This window comes from Sandarakinorhabdus sp. DWP1-3-1 (assembly GCF_049896705.1).
Taxonomy (GTDB): domain Bacteria; phylum Pseudomonadota; class Alphaproteobacteria; order Sphingomonadales; family Sphingomonadaceae; genus Sandarakinorhabdus.
Genome location: NZ_JAFCUV010000002.1, coordinates 157,746 through 175,506 on the forward strand (window position 1 = coordinate 157,746; position 17,761 = coordinate 175,506).

Consider the following 17,761-nt stretch of genomic DNA (forward strand, 5'->3'; position numbering starts at 1 on the left):
CCGTGTGGCGCGACGCCGCATCATCGGCTATCGGGAGGCATGAACGCCGAACCCGCCCTGGCAGACGCCGCCGTGCTTTCGATCGCCGAAGCGGCGACGCTCGCCGGTATCGACGGGCGCCGCGCCGCGATGCTGGCGCAGGTCGAGGACTGGGCCGCGATCAACAGCGGCAGCCGCAACCTCAATGGGCTGGCCGCGGTCGCCGATCGCCTGGTTGCCGCCTTCGCGCCGTTGGGCGGCACCGCGACGCTGCGCGGTCCCGCCGCGGTCACCGCGATCGATGCCACCGGTGCCGAGGTGCCGCTGGCGCATGGCCGCAGCCTGCACATCGTCCGCCGCCCCGATGCGCCGGTGCGGGTGCTGCTGACCGGCCACATGGACACGGTGTTCGCCGCCGATCACCCGTTCCAGGCCTGCCGCTGGCTTGACGCCGATACACTCAACGGCCCCGGCACCGCCGACATGAAGGGCGGCATCGCCGTCATGCTGGCGGCCCTCACTGCCTTCGAGGCGTCGCCCCTTGCCGATCGGCTCGGCTGGGAAATCGTCATCAACAGCGACGAGGAAGTGTCGTCCCCCGGCTCGGCGCCGCTGCTGGTGGAGGCCGCCCGGCGCTGCCACCTCGGCCTGACCTATGAACCGGCGCTGCCCGACGGCACACTCGCCGGCGCCCGCAAGGGCTCGGGCAATTTCTCCGCCGCCGTCACCGGCCGCTCCGCCCATGCCGGCCGCGAGCCTGAAAAGGGCCGCAACGCGCTGCTCGCCGCCGCCGACCTGGCGTTGCGGCTGAAGGCACTGACCGCTGCCGACCTGAGCATCAATCCGGCGAAGATCGACGGCGGCGGGCCCAACAACATCGTCCCCGACAGCGCCGTACTGCGCTGGAACATGCGGCCCTCGACGCTGGCAGCGCAGGCGCGTGCCGACGCTGCGATCGCCGCACTCGTCGGGGAGGTGTCCGCACTGCACGAGGTCGCCATCCACGTCCACGGCCGGTTCGCCCGACCGCCCAAGCCGATGGACGCCAACCAGCAGCGGCTGTTCGACCTGGTCAAGGACTGCGGCGCCGCCATCGGGCTGCCGATCGGCTGGCGCGACACCGGCGGCGTCTGCGATGGCAACAACCTCGCCGCCACCGGCCTCGCCGTCGTCGACACGCTGGGGCCGCGCGGCGGCGCCATCCATTCGGTCGACGAGTTTCTGTGCGTCGATTCGCTCGAGGAGCGCGCAAAACTGTCGGCGCTGATCCTCTGCCGCGTTGCACAGCACGGGTGGACGCGCGGCTGCGTTGCGGAGCCCAAGCCGTGACCTGGCGGGTCCGCGCCGCCTCCGGCGCCGATATCGATGCGCTGCTCGATCTCGCCGCGATGACCGGCGGCGGCTTCACCAACCTGCCACAGGACCGCGGTGCCTTGGCCGCGCGCCTGGCCTGGTCCGACGCCAGCTATGCCCGCGCCGACGCGCCGCCCGAAAACGAGCTCTATATCCTGCTGCTCGAACAGGTCTCCACCGGCCGCATCGGCGGCTGCGGCATGGTGTTCAGCCGCATCGGCGTCGAATGGCCGTTCTACAGCTACAAGATCGGCACGCTCAGCCAGTCGAGCCGCGAGCTGGGCCGCAGCTTCGCGCTGCAATTCCTCAGCCTGACGACAGACCACGACGGCGCCAGCGAGGTCGGCGGGCTGTTCCTCCACCCGGACCTGCGCACCGGCGGCCTCGGCCGGCTGCTGGCGCGATCACGCTACCTGTTCATCGCCCAGCACCGCGCCCGCTTCGGCGACAAATTGCTCGCGGAGCTGCGCGGCGTCATGGACGCCGACGGCCATTCGCCGTTCTGGGACGCGCTCGGCGCCAAGTTCTTCGGCATGAGCTTTCCCGAGGCCGACGGTTTCAATGCCGTCCATGGCAACCAGTTCATCGCCGACCTGATGCCCAAGCACCCCATCTATACGGCGCTGCTGCCCCAGGCCGCCTGCGACGCCATCGGCCAGCCGCACCCGACCGGCCGCGCCGCGCTGGCGATGCTGATGGCGGAGGGCTTCACCTACGACAATTATGTCGACATCTTCGACGGCGGGCCGACGGTGACGGCGCGCACCGACCAGGTCCGCAGTATCCGCGATTCGCGCGAAGCGGTCATCGACCGCCTGGCGCCGTGCGAGGGCGGCTGCCATCGCGCGCTGCTCGCCCGCGGCCGGCTGACGACGTTCGAGGCGTGGATCGGCCACGTCGGCGACGACGGCCGCTGCATCCCCGAGGGCGAGGCCGATGCCATCGGGATCGGCACTGGAGAGACGATCCGTCATGTCGCATATTGAACTCGTGTCGATCGACCCCTGCACCGGGGAAGCCATCTGGACCGGCACGCCGGGCAACGTCGCCGCCGCCATCGCCGCCGCCCGCGCCGCGCTGCCGGGCTGGGCGCTGGCCTCGCTCGACGATCGCATTGCCGTCGTCCGCGCCTTCAAGGCGGTGGTGACCGACCGCGCCGACGCCTTTGCCCGCCTGATCGCCACCGAGACCGGCAAGCCGCTGTGGGAGACGAAGACCGAAGTCGCCAGTGTCGCCGCCAAGGTCGACATCTCGATCACCGCCCAGGCCGAACGCGCCGGATCGCGCACCGGCGAAGTGGCGGGCGTCCGCCAGGTGCTGCGCCACAAGCCGCACGGCGTACTGGCGGTGCTCGGGCCGTATAACTTCCCCGCGCATCTGCCCAACGGCCATATCGTGCCGGCGCTGCTGGCCGGCAACAGCATCGTCTTCAAGCCGTCGGAGCTGACGCCGGCGGTCGCCGACTTCATGGCCGACTGCTGGGCGGCGGCGGGTCTGCCGCCGGGCGTGCTCAAAATCGTCCATGGCGGCGGCGACACCGGCCGGACGCTGGCGGCCGGCGACATCGACGGGCTGCTGTTCACCGGCTCGGCAGGGGTCGGCGGCGCCCTCGCGCGGCAGTTCGCCGACAGCCCGGGCAAGATCCTGGCGCTCGAAATGGGCGGCAACAACCCGCTGGTCGTCTGGGACACCGACCCGGCGACGCTCGATGCCGTCGCGGCGCTGGTCGTCCAGTCGGCGTACCTCAGCGCCGGGCAGCGTTGCACCTGCGCCCGCCGGCTGATCGTCCCCGACGGCAGCGAAGGCCCGCTGCTCGACCGGGTGACGGCGCTGATCGATCGCATCATCGTCGGCGCGCCGTTCGACGAGCCCCAGCCGTTCATGGGCCCAGTGATCGCCAACCACGCCGCCGACGGGCTGCTCGCCGGCGCGGCGCTGCTGGCCGACAAGGGCGCCCGCGTAATCCGGCCGCTGACCCGCCACCGCGAGGACCGGCCGTTCCTCAGCCCGGCGCTGTACGACGTCACCGGCCTGTCCGGCCTGCCCGACGCCGAGCTGTTCGGGCCGTTCCTGCAGGTGATCCGCGTCGCCGATTGGGACGCCGCCATCGCCGCCGCCAATGCAACGCAATTCGGGCTCAGCGCCGGCCTCATCGGCGGCGACGCGGCGCTGTACGACCGCTTCTGGGCCGCCAGCCGCGCCGGCGTCGTCAACTGGAACCGGCCGACCAACGGCGCCGCGTCCAACGCCCCCTTCGGCGGCATAGGCCTCAGCGGCAACCACCGCCCCAGCGCCTATTACGCCGCTGACTATACCGCCTGGCCGGTCGCCAGCCTGGAAGCCGACGCGCCCGAAGGCGGCATCGCGACGGGCTTGCGCGCGTGATCCGGGAAATCAACTTCGACGGCCTGATCGGCCCGACCCACAACTATGCCGCGCTCAGCTTCGGCAACCTCGCCAGCGCGTCGAACCAGGGCGCCACGAGCCGCCCGCGCGACGCGGCGCTGCAGGGCCTTGCCAAGATGCGCTTCGCCATGGGCCTGGGTCTGGCGCAGGGCTTCCTGCTGCCGCTGGAGCGCCCCAACGCCACCTGGCTGCGGCAGCTGGGTTTCGCCGGCAGCGATGCCCAGGTCTGCGCCGCCGCCCATGCCGGCGACCCGCGCTTGTTCGCGCAGGCCTGCTCCGCCTCCTCGATGTGGACCGCCAATGCCGCCACGGTGTCGCCAGCCGCCGATTGCGCCGACGGCCGCACCCACCTCAGCGTCGCCAACCTGTCGCGAATGACCCACCGCAGCCTCGAACACCCCGACACGCTGGCGCAACTGCGGCTCGCCTTCGCAAATCCGGCGTTCGCGGTGCACGAGGCGGTGCCGGCGACGTTCGGGGACGAAGGGGCCGCGAACCACATGCGCCTCACCAGCGCGCACGGCGACGTCGGCGTGGAAGTGTTCGTTTATGGCGAAGAGGGCGGCAAGTTTCCCGCCCGCCAGAACCGCCGCGCCAGCGAGGCCGTCGCCCGCCGCCACGGCCTCGCGCCCGAACGCACGCTGTTCGTCGCGCAAAGCACCGCCGCCATCGACGCCGGCGCCTTCCACAATGATGTCGTCGCGGTTGCCAACGAACATGTGCTGTTCGCCCATGAACAGGCCTTCGCCGACGCGGGCGCGCTCAAGGCCGATCTCGCCCGCCTGCTGCCCGAAGCCGTCGTCGTCGAGGTCCCGGCCAGCGCCGTCAGCCTCGCCGATGCCATCCGGTCCTATCTGTTCAATTCGCAGCTGGTGACGGTCCCCGATGGCAGCATGGCGCTGATCCTGCCGATGGAATCGCACGATTGCGCCCCGGTGAAGGCGTATCTCGACAGCCTCGTCGCCGGCAACGGCCCGATCCGCGCCGTGCATTATGTCCAGGTTCGCGAGTCGATGCGCAACGGCGGCGGCCCGGCCTGCCTGCGGCTGCGCGTCGTCGCCGACCCTTCGACGATCGACCCGCGTTTCCTGCTCGATGACGCCAAGGCCGACCGGCTGGCGGCGCTGGTCACCGCGCATTGGCCCGAAACCATCGGCCCGGGCGACCTCGGCAATCCGGCGCTGTGGGAACAGGCGTGGCAGGCTCGCCGGGCGCTGCTGGCGGCGTTCGAGTTCTGATGACAAGGTGCCAAGGCAGCCCCTAAGGTGCCCCGATCCAAGGGGGACCCCATGAAATCACTCGCCGCCGCATTGCTGCTGCTCGCCGTACCCGCGACCGCCGCACCCTTCTGCCAGGTGGAGGCCAGCGACCCCGCCATCCCCGCCATCCTGCCTTTGAAGGACCGCGCCGCGCTGCAGGACCGCTGGCTCAAGGAACGCCTCGATACCGTCCTTCCCGCCATCATGCGCAAGAACGGCATCGACATGTGGGTGCTGGTGGCGCGCGAGTATCTCGAAGATCCGGTCGTCGCCACGATGCTCGATGCCGAATCGATGCACGCGCGGCGGCGCACCATTCTGGTCTTTCATGATCCCGGCGCCGGCAAGCCCGTCGAGCGGCTGACCGTCAGCCGCTACGGCCTCGGCGGCCTGTTCGCGCCGGCCTGGAAGCCCGAGCAGCAGCCCGACCAATGGGCGGCGCTTGCCGACATCATCAAGGCGCGCAACCCGGCCAAGATCGCCCTCAACGTCTCGTCGCAGGTCACCTTCGGCGACGGGCTGACCGCCAGCCAGCGCGACGACCTGGTCGCGGCGTTGCCGGCGGACCTGCGCGACCGCATCGTCCCGGCCGATCGGCTCGCCGTCAACTGGCTCGAAACCCGCATCCCCGCCGAAATGGCGGTCTATCCGTCGATCGTCCGCACCGCCCACGCCATCATCGCCGAAGGCTTTTCCGGCAAGGTCATCACGCCGGGCAAGACCACCGCCAAGGATGTCGTCTGGTGGTACCGCGAACGCATCGCCGGCCTGAAGCTCGGCACCTGGTTCCAGCCGTCGGTCGGCATCCACCGCCAGGGCGTGCCCGAGGTGATGGAGGGCGACACCGTCATCCAGCCCGGCGACCTGCTGTGGACCGATTTCGGCATCACCTATCTCGGGCTCAACACCGATACCCAGCACCTGGGCTATGTGCTGAAACCCGGCGAAACCGACGCGCCGGCGGGTCTTAAGGCCGGGATGGCGGCCAACAACGGCGTGCAGGATGCGCTGACCGCGTCGTTCCGGACCGGCCAGTCGGGCAATGCCGTGCTGGCGGCGGCGCGTGCCAAGGCGATCGCCGCAGGTCTCGACCCGGTCATCTATTCGCACCCCATCGGCTATCACGGCCACGCCGCCGGCACCCCGATCGGCATGTGGGACGACCAGAACGCCCGTGACGAGGGCGAGGCCCCGGTCGCCGCCGACACCGCCTGGTCGATCGAGCTGCAGGCGCGGTTCAAGGTGCCCGAATGGGGCGGGCAGGTCGTGGGCTTCAAGTCGGAAGAGGACGCGTACTTCGATGGCAAGACGGTGCAGTATATCGACGGGCGGCAGACGCGGCTGCACCTGATCCCGCAGGTGGGGGCGCCTGTGGTGGGGTGTGTCGACAAGTGAGTAGGGGCACGGGCAAAGCCCGTGCTGACGTCAGACGGGTTCGGTCGGCAAGGCCGACCGCCCTGCTGGCCGGCCTCGCGCGTGTCCGCGCGCAGCAGGGATTTGCTGCGCAAATCGCCCGCTGCTCGCGGCCGCGCTTCAGCAAGGGGCACGGGCAAAGCCCGTGCTGACGTCAGACGGGTTCGGTCGGTAAGGCCGACCGCCCCGCTGGCCGGCCTCGCGCGTGTCCGCGCGCTGTTCGACGATTGCTGCGCAATCCTCTCGCTACTTGCGGCCGCGCTTCAGCGAGGGGCACGGGCAAAGCCTGTGCTGACGTCAGACGGGTTCGGTCGGCAAGGCCGACCGCCCCGCTGGCCGGCCTCGCGCGTGTCCGTGCGCTGTTCGACGATTGCTGCGCAATCCTCTCGCTGCGCTCGGCCGCGCTTCAGCGGAACGGCGGCTCGTCGAACGCCCGCAGCTTGCGGCTGTGCAACCCCGGCCCCGCATCGCGCAGCAGCTTCACCGCCTCGATCCCGATGTGGAGATGCTCCGAAATCGCACCCTCGTAGAACCGGTTCGCCTGCCCCGGCAGCTTGATCTCGCCATGCAGCGGCTTGTCCGACACGCAGAGCAACGTCCCGTACGGCACCCGGAACCGATAGCCCTGCGCCGCGATCGTCGCCGACTCCATGTCGACGGCGACCGCGCGCGACTGGTTGAAGCGCAGCGCCGAGCGGCTGAACCGCAATTCCCAGTTGCGGTCGTCGGTCGTCACCACCGTGCCGGTGCGCAAGCGAGGCTTCAGCGCCTCGCCCGCCGCGCCGGTAACCGATTCGGCCGCCTGCTGCAGCGCCTTCTGCACCTCCGACAACGCCGGAATCGGAATTTCCGGCGGCAACACGTCGTCGAGCACATGGTCGTCACGCAGATAGGCATGCGCCAGCACATAGTCGCCAATGGCCTGGCTCGGCCGCAGCCCGCCGCAATGGCCGATCATCAGCCAGGCTTCGGGCCGCAGCACGGCGAGATGGTCGCAGATCGTCTTGGCATTCGCCGGGCCGACGCCGATGTTGACCAGGGTGATGCCGACGCGCCCCGGCTTGGTCAGGTGCCAGGCCGGCATCTGGTGCTTGCGCCACGCGACGTCGGCGGCGGCGCGTTCGGGCGACGGATCATCGGCATAGATGTCGAGGCCGCCCGGGCAAGCCAGCCGGTCATAGCCGTCCTTGCCGATCTCCCCGCACGCCCAGCGCACGAATTCATCGACATAGCGGTGATAGTTGGTGAGGAGGATGTAGTGCTGGAAATCCTCGGGCGCCGTCCCGGTGTAATGCTTCAGCCGGGCCAGCGAGAAATCGGTGCGCGGGCCGTCGAACAGCGCCAGCGGCCGGTTTTCAGACAGGGCGTCGTCCCACAGCCCATCGGCCAGCTCGTCGCCGATCTGCGACAGCTCCGTCGTCGGGAACCAGCGTGCCAGTTCGGCCGCGGCAGCGGTGTCGAGCCGCAGGTCGGGCGCACCATCGAGGACATAGGGGTAGGGGATCTCCACCTCCGACCGGCCGGTCGACAGGGTGACCTCGTAATCCTCGGTGATCAGCTCCAGCTGCTCGATCAGGAAGGCGCGGTACATTTCGGGCCGCGTCACCGTCGTCGCATAGCTGCCGGGGCGGTTGAGCCGGGCAAAGGCACGCACCGGGCGGGTGCGGGTATGCCCCCCCGAATAGCTCAGCCGCAGTTCGGGATAGGCCCAGTCGCCGCGCACGCGCGCCGCGGGATCGGGAGTGGTGCCGTCGTCGAGATAGGCCTTGAGCGCGGCGCGCAAGGCAGCGGTCGATTCGGCGTGGATGGCGACGAGCTGGTCGACGAGTTCGGATGCGGTGAATTGGGCTGTCATCGCCAGCCAATGCCCGAAACTTCGCCGCCTGTCATCCCGGGCTTGACCCGGGACCCAGCTTCCTTCCGCGACACAAGCCTGTATTAGGGGCGCAAAGTTAGCTGGGTCCCGGGTCAAGCCCGGGATAGCAGGAGCGCACCCATGCAATTCGACCTGACCGACGACCAGCGCGCCATCCAGGAGGCCGCACGCCGTTTCACCGCCGACCGCATCACGCCCCACGCGGCGGAATGGGATGAAAAGCACATCTATCCCAAGGTGACGATCCAGGCCGCGGCCGAGTTGGGCTTTGCCGCCATCTATGTCAGCGAGGCCAACGGCGGCATCGGCCTCGGCCGGCTGGAGGCGGCGCTGATCATGGAGGCGATGGCCTATGGCTGCCCGTCGACCAGCGCCTTCATCTCCATCCACAACATGGCGGCCTGGATGATCGACGCCTATGGCGCGGCGCCGGTGCAGGCCAAGTACCTGCCGTCGCTGGTGACGATGGACACCATCGCCAGCTATTGCCTGACCGAGCCCGGCTCCGGTTCCGACGCCGCCGCTTTGAAGACCCGCGCCGTCCGCGACGGCGACGATTACATCGTCACGGGGTCAAAGGCCTTCATCTCCGGCGGCGGCGTCAACGACATCTATGTCACCATGGTCCGCACCGGCGAGGATGGCCCCAAGGGCATTTCGTGCCTGGTCATCGAAAAGGACATGGCCGGAGTCAGCTTCGGCGCGCCGGAACGCAAACTGGGCTGGCATTCGCAGCCGACGGCGCAGGTGAACTTCGACAATGTCCGCGTGCCGGCGGCGAACATCGTCGGCGCCGAGGGCCAGGGCTTTGCCATCGCCATGGCCGGCCTCGACGGCGGCCGCCTCAACATCGGCGCCTGCAGCCTCGGCGGCGGCCAGCGCGCGCTCGACGAAGCCATCGGCTATGCCCGGCAACGCATCCAGTTCGGCAAGGCCATCACCGATTTCCAGGCGACCCAGTTCAAGCTCGCCGACATGGAAACCGAGCTCGCCGCCGCCCGCGCGCTGCTCTACCAGGCCGCCGCCAAGGTCAGCGCCAATGCCCCCGACAAGACCCGCTTTGCCGCCATGGCCAAGCGGCTGGCGACCGACACCGGCATGGCGGTGGCGGACCGCGCGCTGCAGCTGCACGGCGGCTATGGCTATCTGATGGATTTCCCGGTCGAACGCATCTTCCGCGACCTGCGCGTCCACCAGATCCTCGAAGGCACCAACGAGATCATGCGGATGATCACCGCGCGGGAGCTGCTGCGCGCGGTGAACTAGCCCCGCGTTACCGGGCGGCGCGGGTCCCGAAAGCCGAAATCCGCCTTCGACAGGTCGGCATTATAGGTCGCCGCCGACAGCTGGACCGTGCTCGTTCCGCCCTGCGCATCGCGCGCGGTCCAGCCCTTCAGCGCCAGCCCGCCGGGTGCGGCCGAATCGCGGACAAAGGCGATCGACAGCGTGCCGAACTCCGGCCGCTTCGGGTCGCGCGCTTCCACGATAACGCGGGTGGCGTTCGATTCGGTGACGGTCGCCACCCGCGACAGATCGGGCTCCGACGACAGCAGGATGCCGAGCGGCGTCGATTTCACCGGCCACTGCGAGACCTGGTTCACCTTGTAGTCGACAAAGGTCAGCGTCCGCCCGTTGCCGACGATCAGCAGCTTGGCCGTGTCGTACTGGAAACGGATCTTGCCGGGCCGGGCCAGGATCATCTTGCCGGTCAGCACCCGGCCATCGGCGCCGGTCTGGGTGAAAGTGGCGCCAAGGCTGGTCGTCGCCTTCAACGAGGCCGCGACATCGTCGAGCGGCGCCGCGGTGGCGGGGGCAGCGAGGGCGAGCACGGGGGCAAGGGCGATGAGGAGCGTTTTCATGGCGCTTCAATGCGCGCCGGCGGGTTGCGCTGCAATGAATGAGGGCAGGCAGGGCACGGGCAAGGCCCGTGCTGGCGTCGGACGGGTTCGGCGGGGAAAGCCCCGCCGCCCCGCCGGCCGGGCTTGCGCGTCTCCGCGCCCAGCTAACCGGCACGGCCGGCGTCGCTGCGTTCGGGCGCGCTACGCCGCCGCCCCCAGATACCCCAGCTGTGCCGCCTTGAAGATCGTCTGGCTGCGATTCACCGCGTCCAGCTTTTCCCCGGCATTCTGGATGTGGAAACGCACCGTCGCATGGCTGCGTGACAGGATCAGGCTGATTTCCTTGTCGGTCTTGCCGATGCTGGCCCAGCGCAGGCATTCGACTTCACGCTTGGTCAGCTGGCAGTCGCTCGGCAGCCACTGGCGGGTGCGGTGGGCCTTCACATAACCGGCGACGAAGCGGTGGGTGACGATCCCGAGGTAATCCGCATGCGCTTCATACTCGGTCGACAAATCCTCGCGCAGCTTGTCCTTGCAGTTGTAGCTGACCGCGCCGATCTGGCCGAACGGCAGATGGATCGGGATGACGATCGCCACCTTGGTCAACGCGCGCTTCTCGAAGTTGTCCAGCCCGATCTGATCGAGATAGCGATTCGGCTGGCGGGTGCGAAAGCCCTGCGCATTGACCCAGAAGGGTTCGGATTCGTACCGGCAGGCGCGGGGAATCGGCGACGACAGCGCCAGCCGCGAATCGGCCCACCAGCGCTCGTTCTCGCCGGTCCAGCCGAACACTTCCGATGCCAGCACATTGCCATCGGCATCGAGCATCGTCTGTTTCGACGCGATATTGTCGCAAACGGCCACCCGGAATTCGCCAAGCCGCAATGCGATGTCACGCAAGGCCTCGGCGGCGCCGCGCACATCGGCGAGGCTGCGAACGGAAACGGCGGCGAGATCGGCAGCAAGGTCCATCGCGTCTACTCCCCAGTGGCCGTGCCATCGGCTTTTCGCCGTTCCGCGACTTCCCACAAATGAGCGGTGTCGCGCTGGCCTCTGACGGGCCTAGACTGCACGTTGCGACGCAAGAATAGAACGGGCGGGCGGCCGCTGCAATGCCGCTCGCGTCGAAGGTGTGCACCGATGGTCGATGAATATTGCTCCACCTGCCGCTTTGGGCTGCAGATCCGGCGCGAATCGCCGGGCCCGGGTGGCATCCCGCGGCAGCGCCAAACGGCCGCGGAGCATCATGTCGGACCCGCCTGAGAACTGGCAGGACGCCGGACTCGCCGATCTCGCCCCGGCCGCGCTGCAATGCCGGATGGTCGGCGCCGCCAGGGTGCTGATCGTCCGCGACGCTGCCGGCAGCTGGTTCGCCATGGCGCCCGATTGCAGCCACGCCGCACTGTCGCTGGAGGGCGGTCGGGTGCGCGGCTCCGCAATCATGTGCCCGCATCACGGCGCCCGCTTCGACCTCAAGACCGGCCGCCACCTCGGCCCGCCGGCGTGGACCGGCATCGCCACCTGGCCGGTGCGAGTGGTGGGCGACCGGGTGGAGGTGCTGCTGTAGATTCGCGGGAGGAAAGCCTGCCTCACCATTTCGCGGGGCTGGCGGCACCCCCCCCGCTCCGTCAAACTCCCGCCATGAGCGACGATCTCTCCGGCAAGGTGGCCCTGGTCACCGGCGCAGCCTCGGGCATCGGCGCCGCGTGTGCGACACTGCTGGAGGCCCGGGGCGCCCGGGTGCTCGGCACCGACATCCGCCCGCAGCCGGGCCAGTTCGCCCATGACGTGACCAGCGAGGCCGACTGGGACGCCGCCGTCGCCGAATGCGTCGCCCGCCATGCCCGGCTCGACATCCTGGTTTCCAACGCCGGCACCGCCGATTTCGGCTCGATCATCGACATGGACATGGCGAAACTGCGCCAGCAGTCGCGCGTCCATGTCGAAGGTGCCTTTCTCGGCATCCGCGCCGCCGTCGCCCAAATGCGCAAGCAGGGGTCGCCGGCCCACGGCAGCATCATCGTCATCGCCTCGATCGCGGGACTGAAGCCGATCATGCAGACGACGACCTATGGCACCGCCAAGGCGGCGCAGATCAACATGTGCCGCGCCATCGGCGTCGAGCTCGGGCGCAAAGGCGACTTCATCCGCGTCAACGCCGTCTGCCCCGGCGGCACCCGCACCGCGATGACCGAGGAGATGTTCGGCGGTCCCGCCTATTGGGACGCCGCCGACAGCTTCGCCAAGCTGCCGCTGAAGGATTATGCCCGGCCTGACGACATCGCCGAGCAGGTGGCGTTCCTCGCCTCTGACGATGCCAGCTTTATCACGGCCGCGCACCACATCGTCGACGGCGGCTGGGTTCTGACGGCATGACATATCGTGTCGCTCTTGTCACCGGCGCCACTTCGGGGATCGGTCGCGCCGTCGCGGCGCGCCTGTCGGCCGACGGCTTTCATGTCGTCGCCGCCGGTCGCAATACCGAACGCGGCGCCGCCACCGTCGCCCTCTGCCGCAGCGCCGACTTCATCGCGTTCGACACCACCGTCGAGGCCGATTGGGAGCGGGTGACCAAGGATATCGCTGCCCGCTACGGCCGCCTCGATGCCGTCATCAACTCCGCCGGCGCCTTCTTTTCCAAGCCCCTGCCCGACACCAGCCTGGCCGAATTCCGTGCGCTGTGGGAGGCCGATGTCGAATCGGTCGTCATGGGCACCAAATGGGCGCTGCGGGCAATGCGCGACACCGCCACCGCCGGCTCGATCGTCAACATCTCGTCGCTGGCCGGCGTCATCGGCCTGGAGGATTGCGCTGCCTATTGCGCCGCCAAGGCCGCCGTCACGCATTTTTCCAAGATCGCGGCGGTGGAGGCCGGCGACCTCACCCCGCCGTGCCGGGTCAACAGCCTCAACCCCGGCGTGATCCTGACCGAGATGATCACCAACGCCTATGGCGACTCGCCCGAAGTCCGCGATTTCGTCATGGACGGCAATGCCCTGCAGCGCGTCGGCCTTGCCGATGACATCGCGTCTGCCGCCAGCTTCCTCGCCGGACCGCGCTCGCGCTTCGTCACCGGGACGGCGATGACCGTCGATGGCGGCCGCGGCGCCGATTGAAAGGGAAAGCTCATGCCCGACAACCGCCGCTTCGTCCTCGTCCGCCGCCCCGACGGCACGCCGGTGCCGGATGATTTCGCGCTGCAGACCGCGCCGACGCCGACCCTCGCCCCCGGCGCAGTCCTCGTCCGTAACATCTATGCCTCGCTCGATCCCGCCATCCGCGGCTGGCTCGACGACGCGCCGAGCTACATGCCGCCGGTCCCCCTCGGCGACCCGGTGCGCGCCACCACCGTCGGCACCGTCGCTGCCAGCGCCAACCCCGATTTCGCCATCGGCGACTGGGTGCTCGGCCTCAACGCCATCGAGGATTATTCGGTCGCCGTCCCCGGCGGCTTCACCCAGAAAATCGACCCCGGCGCCGTTCCCGCCGTCACCAACTACCTCTCGGTCTTCGGCGCCGTCGGCCTGACTGCCTATTTCGGCCTGCTCGAAGTCGGCAAACCCCGCGCCGGCGAAACCGTGCTGGTGACAGGCGCCGCCGGCGCGGTCGGCAGCCTCGTCGGCCAGATCGCCAGGCTCCAGGGCTGCCGCGTCATCGGCATCGCCGGCGGCCCGGCCAAATGCACCCGCCTGATTGAACGCTACGGCTATGACGCCGCCATCGATTACCGCGGCAAGGACGAAGCGGCCCTGGTCGCCGCGATCGCCGCCGCCGCCCCCGACGGCGTCGATGTCATCTTCGAAAATGTCGGCGGCATCATCCTCGACGCCGGGCTGATGAACCTGCGCGACGGGGCCCGCGTCGCGCTGTGCGGGCTCATTTCCGAATACAACGCCCCGGCCCCCGTCGGCGTCCGCAACCTGTGGCAGCTGATCGTCCATTCCGCCTCCATCAACGGGCTGCTCGTCCGCGATTTCGTACCGCGCTTCGGCGAGGGCGCCGCGGTCATGGCGGGCTGGCTCGCCGAGGGAAAACTGGTCTTCGACGAAGACATCGTCGACGGCATCGACAACGCCTTTGCCGCCTTCATGACGCTGTTTTCGGGCGGCAACGACGGCAAGCTGATCCTGAAGTTCTGATGCGACTCGCCGGCCTGTCCGCCGTCGTCACCGGCGCCGCCTCGGGCATCGGGCTCGCCACGGTCCAGCGCCTGCAGGACGACGGCGCCCGGGTCTTCACCGTCGATCGCGCCGGCGACACCGACCTCACCATCGATGTTGCTGCCCCGGGCGCCGCCAAAGCCATCGTCGCCGCTGCCACCACCGTGCTCGGCGGCCTCGACATCCTCGTCTGCAACGCCGGCATCAGCGGCTTCATGCCCCTCGATGGCCACCCCGATGCCTTCTGGGACGACACCATCGCCATCAACCTGACCGCGGTCTTCAAGCTCTGCCGCGCCGCCGCCCCGGTGCTGAAGGCGAGCCGCCAGGGCCGCATCGTCACCATCGGTTCGGTCATGTCGCGTTATGGCGATGCCGGCATGGCTGCCTATGCCGTGTCCAAGCACGGCGTCCTCGGCCTGACCCGGTCGCTGGCGACCGAGCTCGGCCCCGTCGGTATCACCGTCAACTGCGTCATGCCGGGCGCGATCATGACCGGCATCACCGCGCCGACCTTTGCCGCCATGCCCGAATTCGAAAGCTTCTGGCGCGACAAGGCGCCGCTGAAGCGCATCGGCACCCCCGACGATGTCGCCGCGGTCATCGCCTTCCTTGCCAGTGACGACGCGCGCTTCGTTTCCGGCCATGGCATCGCCGTCGACGGTGGCGCGATGGCGCATCCCTGAAGGACCCCCGGCATGACCCCCGAACAGATCGTCATCGATTTCTGCGCCGCCTGGGATCGCCTCGACTGGCCGGCGATCCATGCGCATCTCAGCGACGACATCCACTATCACAACATTCCGATGGAACCGATCAGCGGCCTTGCCGGCTTCAAGGCCTTCTTCGCCGCCATGCCGCCGTCGGCGACCCGGTTCGAGATCCACCATATCGCCGCCGCCGGCAACGTCGTGCTGACCGAACGCACCGACATGCTGCGCTTCGGCGGCCAGGACGTGTCGATCCGCGTCATGGGCGCCTTTGAAATCCGCGGCGGCAAGATCGCCGTGTGGCGCGACTATTTCGATCTCGGGCAATTCATGGCGCAGATGCCCGCCCAGGATGCTCCGCCAAAGCCGTAGCTAATATAAATCACCGTCGCGCAAAGTCCGCGAAGCGCCTTAGCTTGCCGCCATGACAAAGATCGACCTTGACCGGACGAGCTTGTTCGAGCCGCAGGTGCTCGAAAACCCGTTCCCCTACTACCAGGCCGCCATCGCCGAACGCCCGGTCATGGTGCTGCCCGGCACCAACATCACCCTCGTCAGCTCCTACGACCTGCTCGCCGAGGCGACCGGGCGGATCGACGAGTTTTCCAACGACTTCAGCGCCCTCCTTGCCGGCCAGCGCGCCGCCGACCCCGATGTCACCGCCGAGCTCGACAAAGGCTGGCCCCAGCGCAACACGTTGCTGACCGCCGACCCGCCGGTCCACACCCGCTTCAGGAAGCTGGTCAATCTCGCCTTTTCGATGAAGCGCGTCGACGCCATCGAGGCCGATATCCGCGCCATCGTGAACCGGCTCGTCGATGCCTTCCCGGCGGATGGCCGCATCGATTTCGTTCGGGATTTCGCCGTGCCGCTGCCGGTCGCCGTCATCGCCGGCCAGATCGGCATCGCCGACACCGACGTGCTCACCGTCAAACGCTGGTCGGATGCCTTTGCCGATCGCCTCGGCGGCATGATTTCGAAGGAACGCGAGCTCGAATGCGCCCGCGAGGTCGTCGAGTTCCAGCACGCCATGAAGGTGCAGATCGACGCCCGCCGCGCCACCCCGCGCGAAGACCTGTTGTCCGATCTCGTCCATGCCCGGATCGAGGGTGAACAGCCGCTCGACGACGCCGAGATCCTGTCGATCCTCCAGCAGCTGATGGTCGCCGGCAACGAGACCACAACCTCGACGCTCGCCGGCGGCGTGCTGCTGCTCATCGAGAATCCGGCGGAGGAGGCCAAGGTCCGCGCCGACCCGAAACTCATCCCCAACATGGTCGAGGAAATGCTGCGCCTCGAAAGCCCAACCGCCGGGCTGTGGCGCGTCGTCAAGCAGGATGCCGAGCTGGGCGGGGTCACCGTGCCCGGCGGATCGATGATGATGCTGCGCTTCGCCGCCGCCAACCGCGACCCGGCCAGGTTCGAGAACCCCGATGCCTTTGAGGTCACCCGCAAGAACGCCCGCAGCCATCTCGCCTTCGGCCGCGGCATCCACATGTGCGTCGGCAACATGCTCAGCCGCAAGGAACTGGCGGTGGCGTTCGAGGTTCTGCTGGCACGGATCAGCGGCTTCCGGCTCGCCGCCGACGCCGATCTCGCGCACGTTCCCAACATGCTGCTGCGCGGCCTGCGCCGGCTCGATATCGAAGTGACACGCGCATGAATTTCGACCTGACCGAAGACCAGGCACTGCTGAAGGCGGCGGTCGAGCGCTTCGTTTCGGATAGCTATGGCGGCGATCTCGAGGCGCGGCGCGCGGCACGGATCACCCCGGCGGGTTTCTCGACGGCGAATTGGGCGCGCCTCGCCGAAAGCGGCATCCTGGCGCTGCCGGTGTCGGCGGCAAACGGCGGGCTGGGGGGTGGCCGCGTCGAGCTGGCGGCGTGCATGGAGGCGCTGGGCCGCGGGCTGGTGGCGGAACCGGTGCTCGACGCCGCGATCATTCCCGGCAAGCTGCTCGATGGCGCCGGCGCGACTGCGCCACTCGATCCGCTGATGGCCGGCACGACGCTGGTGGCGCTGGCCCATGCCGAGCGCGAGGCGCGCTACAATCTCGCCCATGTCGGCACCACGGCCAGGGCGAAAGGCGACAAGGTCGTCATCGACGGCATCAAGTCGGCAGTGCTCGCCGGCGGCACCGCCGATGTGCTGATCGTGTCGGCGCGGCTGTCGGGCGGGACCCGCGACCGCGATGGCATCGGCTTTTTTCAGGTGCCCGCGAACGCTCCAGGCGTCGATCGCCGCAGCTATCGGTTGGCCGACGGTTCGGTGGCCGCAGAGATCGCGCTTCGGGGCGTCGAAGTCGCAGCTTCAGCGCAACTCGCCGAGGGGCTGGACACTTTGACACCGGCTGTCGCAACCGCCCGCCTCGCCGCCGCCGCCGAGATGCTCGGCCTGATGACGCTGCTGTTCGACAATACGCTGTCCTTTGTGAAGACCCGCACCCAGTTCGGCCAGTCGCTCGGCAGCTTCCAGGTCATCCAGCACCGCATGACCGACGCCTATGTGCTGGTCGAACAGGCACGCTCCCAGGTCGTCCGCGCTGCGCTGACGCCGGCGGAAGACTTCGCCCGCGCCGCGGCCGGGGCCAAGGCCTTTGTCGCCGAAGCGGCGCTGACCGTCGCGCACACCGCCGTCCAGATGCACGGCGGCATGGGCATCACCGACGAACTCGTCATCGGCCATGCCCTGAAGCGCATCCGCGTACTGGCGCTGACCTTCGGCGACGCCACCGCCGCGCTCGACGATTATCGCCGCGCGGCATGAC

The 17,761-nt window shown here is 69.0% G+C and carries 17 protein-coding genes; 14 read left to right on the top strand and 3 right to left on the bottom strand.

The window, feature by feature from the left end:
• Positions 1–129 precede the first annotated feature (129 nt).
• Genes ACP7AI_RS10135 through ACP7AI_RS10155 form a run of 5 tightly spaced genes read left to right on the top strand, consistent with a single transcriptional unit; the run spans position 130 to position 6,392 of the window.
• Positions 130–1,308, top strand: a complete 1,179-nt coding sequence (locus tag ACP7AI_RS10135) for a hydrolase (protein WP_426168291.1) — start codon at positions 130–132, stop codon at positions 1,306–1,308.
• A complete protein-coding gene (locus ACP7AI_RS10140; protein ID WP_426166940.1) occupies positions 1,305–2,318 on the top strand; it encodes an arginine N-succinyltransferase in 1,014 nt (337 codons plus the stop codon). The genes ACP7AI_RS10135 and ACP7AI_RS10140 overlap by 4 nt, the downstream gene beginning before the upstream one ends.
• Entirely contained in the window at positions 2,305–3,717 is a 1,413-nt protein-coding gene (gene astD, locus ACP7AI_RS10145) for a succinylglutamate-semialdehyde dehydrogenase (protein ID WP_426166942.1), read from the top strand. Before ACP7AI_RS10140 ends, astD begins: the two co-directional genes overlap by 14 nt.
• Positions 3,714–4,976 carry an N-succinylarginine dihydrolase gene (locus ACP7AI_RS10150; protein WP_426166944.1) on the top strand — a complete coding sequence of 421 codons (1,263 nt, stop codon included), beginning with the start codon at positions 3,714–3,716 and terminating at the stop codon, positions 4,974–4,976. The genes astD and ACP7AI_RS10150 overlap by 4 nt, the downstream gene beginning before the upstream one ends.
• A gap of 51 nt (positions 4,977–5,027) precedes the next feature.
• Complete coding sequence (locus ACP7AI_RS10155; RefSeq protein WP_426166946.1) at positions 5,028–6,392, top strand: M24 family metallopeptidase; 1,365 nt, start codon at positions 5,028–5,030, stop codon at positions 6,390–6,392.
• Positions 6,393–6,816: 424 nt separating this feature from the next.
• Here ACP7AI_RS10155 and ACP7AI_RS10160 read toward each other — a convergent pair whose 3' ends face one another.
• Entirely contained in the window at positions 6,817–8,265 is a 1,449-nt protein-coding gene (locus ACP7AI_RS10160; RefSeq protein WP_426166948.1) for an AMP nucleosidase, read from the bottom strand.
• Between the two features lie 141 nt (positions 8,266–8,406).
• Here ACP7AI_RS10160 and ACP7AI_RS10165 point away from each other — a divergent pair, with 141 nt between their 5' ends.
• Positions 8,407–9,552 (top strand): acyl-CoA dehydrogenase family protein, encoded by a 1,146-nt coding sequence (locus ACP7AI_RS10165; protein ID WP_426166950.1) that lies wholly within the window; start codon positions 8,407–8,409, stop codon positions 9,550–9,552.
• Here the strand turns inward: ACP7AI_RS10165 and ACP7AI_RS10170 are convergent.
• Both ACP7AI_RS10170 and ACP7AI_RS10175 read right to left on the bottom strand, forming a co-directional pair.
• The gene (locus ACP7AI_RS10170; protein ID WP_426166952.1) at positions 9,549–10,145 is read right to left on the bottom strand and encodes a LolA family protein; all 597 of its coding nucleotides are present in this window, start codon (positions 10,143–10,145) and stop codon (positions 9,549–9,551) included. The two genes, ACP7AI_RS10165 and ACP7AI_RS10170, sit on opposite strands and share 4 nt — an antisense overlap.
• Before the next feature lie 180 nt (positions 10,146–10,325).
• On the bottom strand, positions 10,326–11,096 hold the full coding sequence (locus ACP7AI_RS10175; protein WP_426166954.1) for a helix-turn-helix domain-containing protein: 771 nt from the start codon (positions 11,094–11,096) through the stop codon (positions 10,326–10,328).
• 274 nt (positions 11,097–11,370) lie between these two features.
• Here ACP7AI_RS10175 and ACP7AI_RS10180 point away from each other — a divergent pair, with 274 nt between their 5' ends.
• From ACP7AI_RS10180 to ACP7AI_RS10215, 8 genes are all read left to right on the top strand, one after another.
• Positions 11,371–11,691, top strand: a complete 321-nt coding sequence (locus ACP7AI_RS10180) for a Rieske (2Fe-2S) protein (protein ID WP_426166956.1) — start codon at positions 11,371–11,373, stop codon at positions 11,689–11,691.
• A 74-nt stretch (positions 11,692–11,765) separates the two neighbouring features.
• On the top strand, positions 11,766–12,500 hold the full coding sequence (locus ACP7AI_RS10185) for an SDR family NAD(P)-dependent oxidoreductase (protein ID WP_426166958.1): 735 nt from the start codon (positions 11,766–11,768) through the stop codon (positions 12,498–12,500).
• On the top strand, positions 12,497–13,240 hold the full coding sequence (locus ACP7AI_RS10190) for an SDR family NAD(P)-dependent oxidoreductase (RefSeq protein WP_426166960.1): 744 nt from the start codon (positions 12,497–12,499) through the stop codon (positions 13,238–13,240). The genes ACP7AI_RS10185 and ACP7AI_RS10190 overlap by 4 nt, the downstream gene beginning before the upstream one ends.
• Before the next feature lie 12 nt (positions 13,241–13,252).
• Positions 13,253–14,263 carry an NADP-dependent oxidoreductase gene (locus ACP7AI_RS10195; RefSeq protein WP_426166962.1) on the top strand — a complete coding sequence of 337 codons (1,011 nt, stop codon included), beginning with the start codon at positions 13,253–13,255 and terminating at the stop codon, positions 14,261–14,263.
• Positions 14,263–14,970 (top strand): SDR family NAD(P)-dependent oxidoreductase, encoded by a 708-nt coding sequence (locus tag ACP7AI_RS10200; RefSeq protein ID WP_426166964.1) that lies wholly within the window; start codon positions 14,263–14,265, stop codon positions 14,968–14,970. Before ACP7AI_RS10195 ends, ACP7AI_RS10200 begins: the two co-directional genes overlap by 1 nt.
• 12 nt (positions 14,971–14,982) lie before the next feature.
• The gene (locus ACP7AI_RS10205; RefSeq protein ID WP_426166966.1) at positions 14,983–15,366 is read left to right on the top strand and encodes a limonene-1,2-epoxide hydrolase family protein; all 384 of its coding nucleotides are present in this window, start codon (positions 14,983–14,985) and stop codon (positions 15,364–15,366) included.
• Between the two features lie 52 nt (positions 15,367–15,418).
• Complete coding sequence (locus ACP7AI_RS10210; protein WP_426166968.1) at positions 15,419–16,657, top strand: cytochrome P450; 1,239 nt, start codon at positions 15,419–15,421, stop codon at positions 16,655–16,657.
• Positions 16,654–17,760 carry an acyl-CoA dehydrogenase family protein gene (locus tag ACP7AI_RS10215; protein WP_426166970.1) on the top strand — a complete coding sequence of 369 codons (1,107 nt, stop codon included), beginning with the start codon at positions 16,654–16,656 and terminating at the stop codon, positions 17,758–17,760. Before ACP7AI_RS10210 ends, ACP7AI_RS10215 begins: the two co-directional genes overlap by 4 nt.
• Position 17,761 lies beyond the last annotated feature (1 nt).

What these genes read in the sequence shown, in the direction of transcription:
- ACP7AI_RS10135 (WP_426168291.1), top strand. Translation starts at nt 130, where the DNA reads ATGCTGGCGCAGGTCGAGGACTGGGCCGCGATCAACAGCGGCAGCCGC.
- astD (WP_426166942.1), top strand. Translation starts at nt 2,305, where the DNA reads ATGTCGCATATTGAACTCGTGTCGATCGACCCCTGCACCGGGGAAGCC.
- ACP7AI_RS10155 (WP_426166946.1), top strand. Translation starts at nt 5,028, where the DNA reads ATGAAATCACTCGCCGCCGCATTGCTGCTGCTCGCCGTACCCGCGACC.
- ACP7AI_RS10160 (WP_426166948.1), bottom strand. Translation starts at nt 8,265, where the DNA reads ATGACAGCCCAATTCACCGCATCCGAACTCGTCGACCAGCTCGTCGCC.
- ACP7AI_RS10165 (WP_426166950.1), top strand. Translation starts at nt 8,407, where the DNA reads ATGCAATTCGACCTGACCGACGACCAGCGCGCCATCCAGGAGGCCGCA.
- ACP7AI_RS10170 (WP_426166952.1), bottom strand. Translation starts at nt 10,145, where the DNA reads ATGAAAACGCTCCTCATCGCCCTTGCCCCCGTGCTCGCCCTCGCTGCC.
- ACP7AI_RS10175 (WP_426166954.1), bottom strand. Translation starts at nt 11,096, where the DNA reads ATGGACCTTGCTGCCGATCTCGCCGCCGTTTCCGTTCGCAGCCTCGCC.
- ACP7AI_RS10180 (WP_426166956.1), top strand. Translation starts at nt 11,371, where the DNA reads ATGTCGGACCCGCCTGAGAACTGGCAGGACGCCGGACTCGCCGATCTC.
- ACP7AI_RS10185 (WP_426166958.1), top strand. Translation starts at nt 11,766, where the DNA reads ATGAGCGACGATCTCTCCGGCAAGGTGGCCCTGGTCACCGGCGCAGCC.
- ACP7AI_RS10190 (WP_426166960.1), top strand. Translation starts at nt 12,497, where the DNA reads ATGACATATCGTGTCGCTCTTGTCACCGGCGCCACTTCGGGGATCGGT.
- ACP7AI_RS10195 (WP_426166962.1), top strand. Translation starts at nt 13,253, where the DNA reads ATGCCCGACAACCGCCGCTTCGTCCTCGTCCGCCGCCCCGACGGCACG.
- ACP7AI_RS10200 (WP_426166964.1), top strand. Translation starts at nt 14,263, where the DNA reads ATGCGACTCGCCGGCCTGTCCGCCGTCGTCACCGGCGCCGCCTCGGGC.
- ACP7AI_RS10205 (WP_426166966.1), top strand. Translation starts at nt 14,983, where the DNA reads ATGACCCCCGAACAGATCGTCATCGATTTCTGCGCCGCCTGGGATCGC.
- ACP7AI_RS10210 (WP_426166968.1), top strand. Translation starts at nt 15,419, where the DNA reads ATGACAAAGATCGACCTTGACCGGACGAGCTTGTTCGAGCCGCAGGTG.
- ACP7AI_RS10215 (WP_426166970.1), top strand. Translation starts at nt 16,654, where the DNA reads ATGAATTTCGACCTGACCGAAGACCAGGCACTGCTGAAGGCGGCGGTC.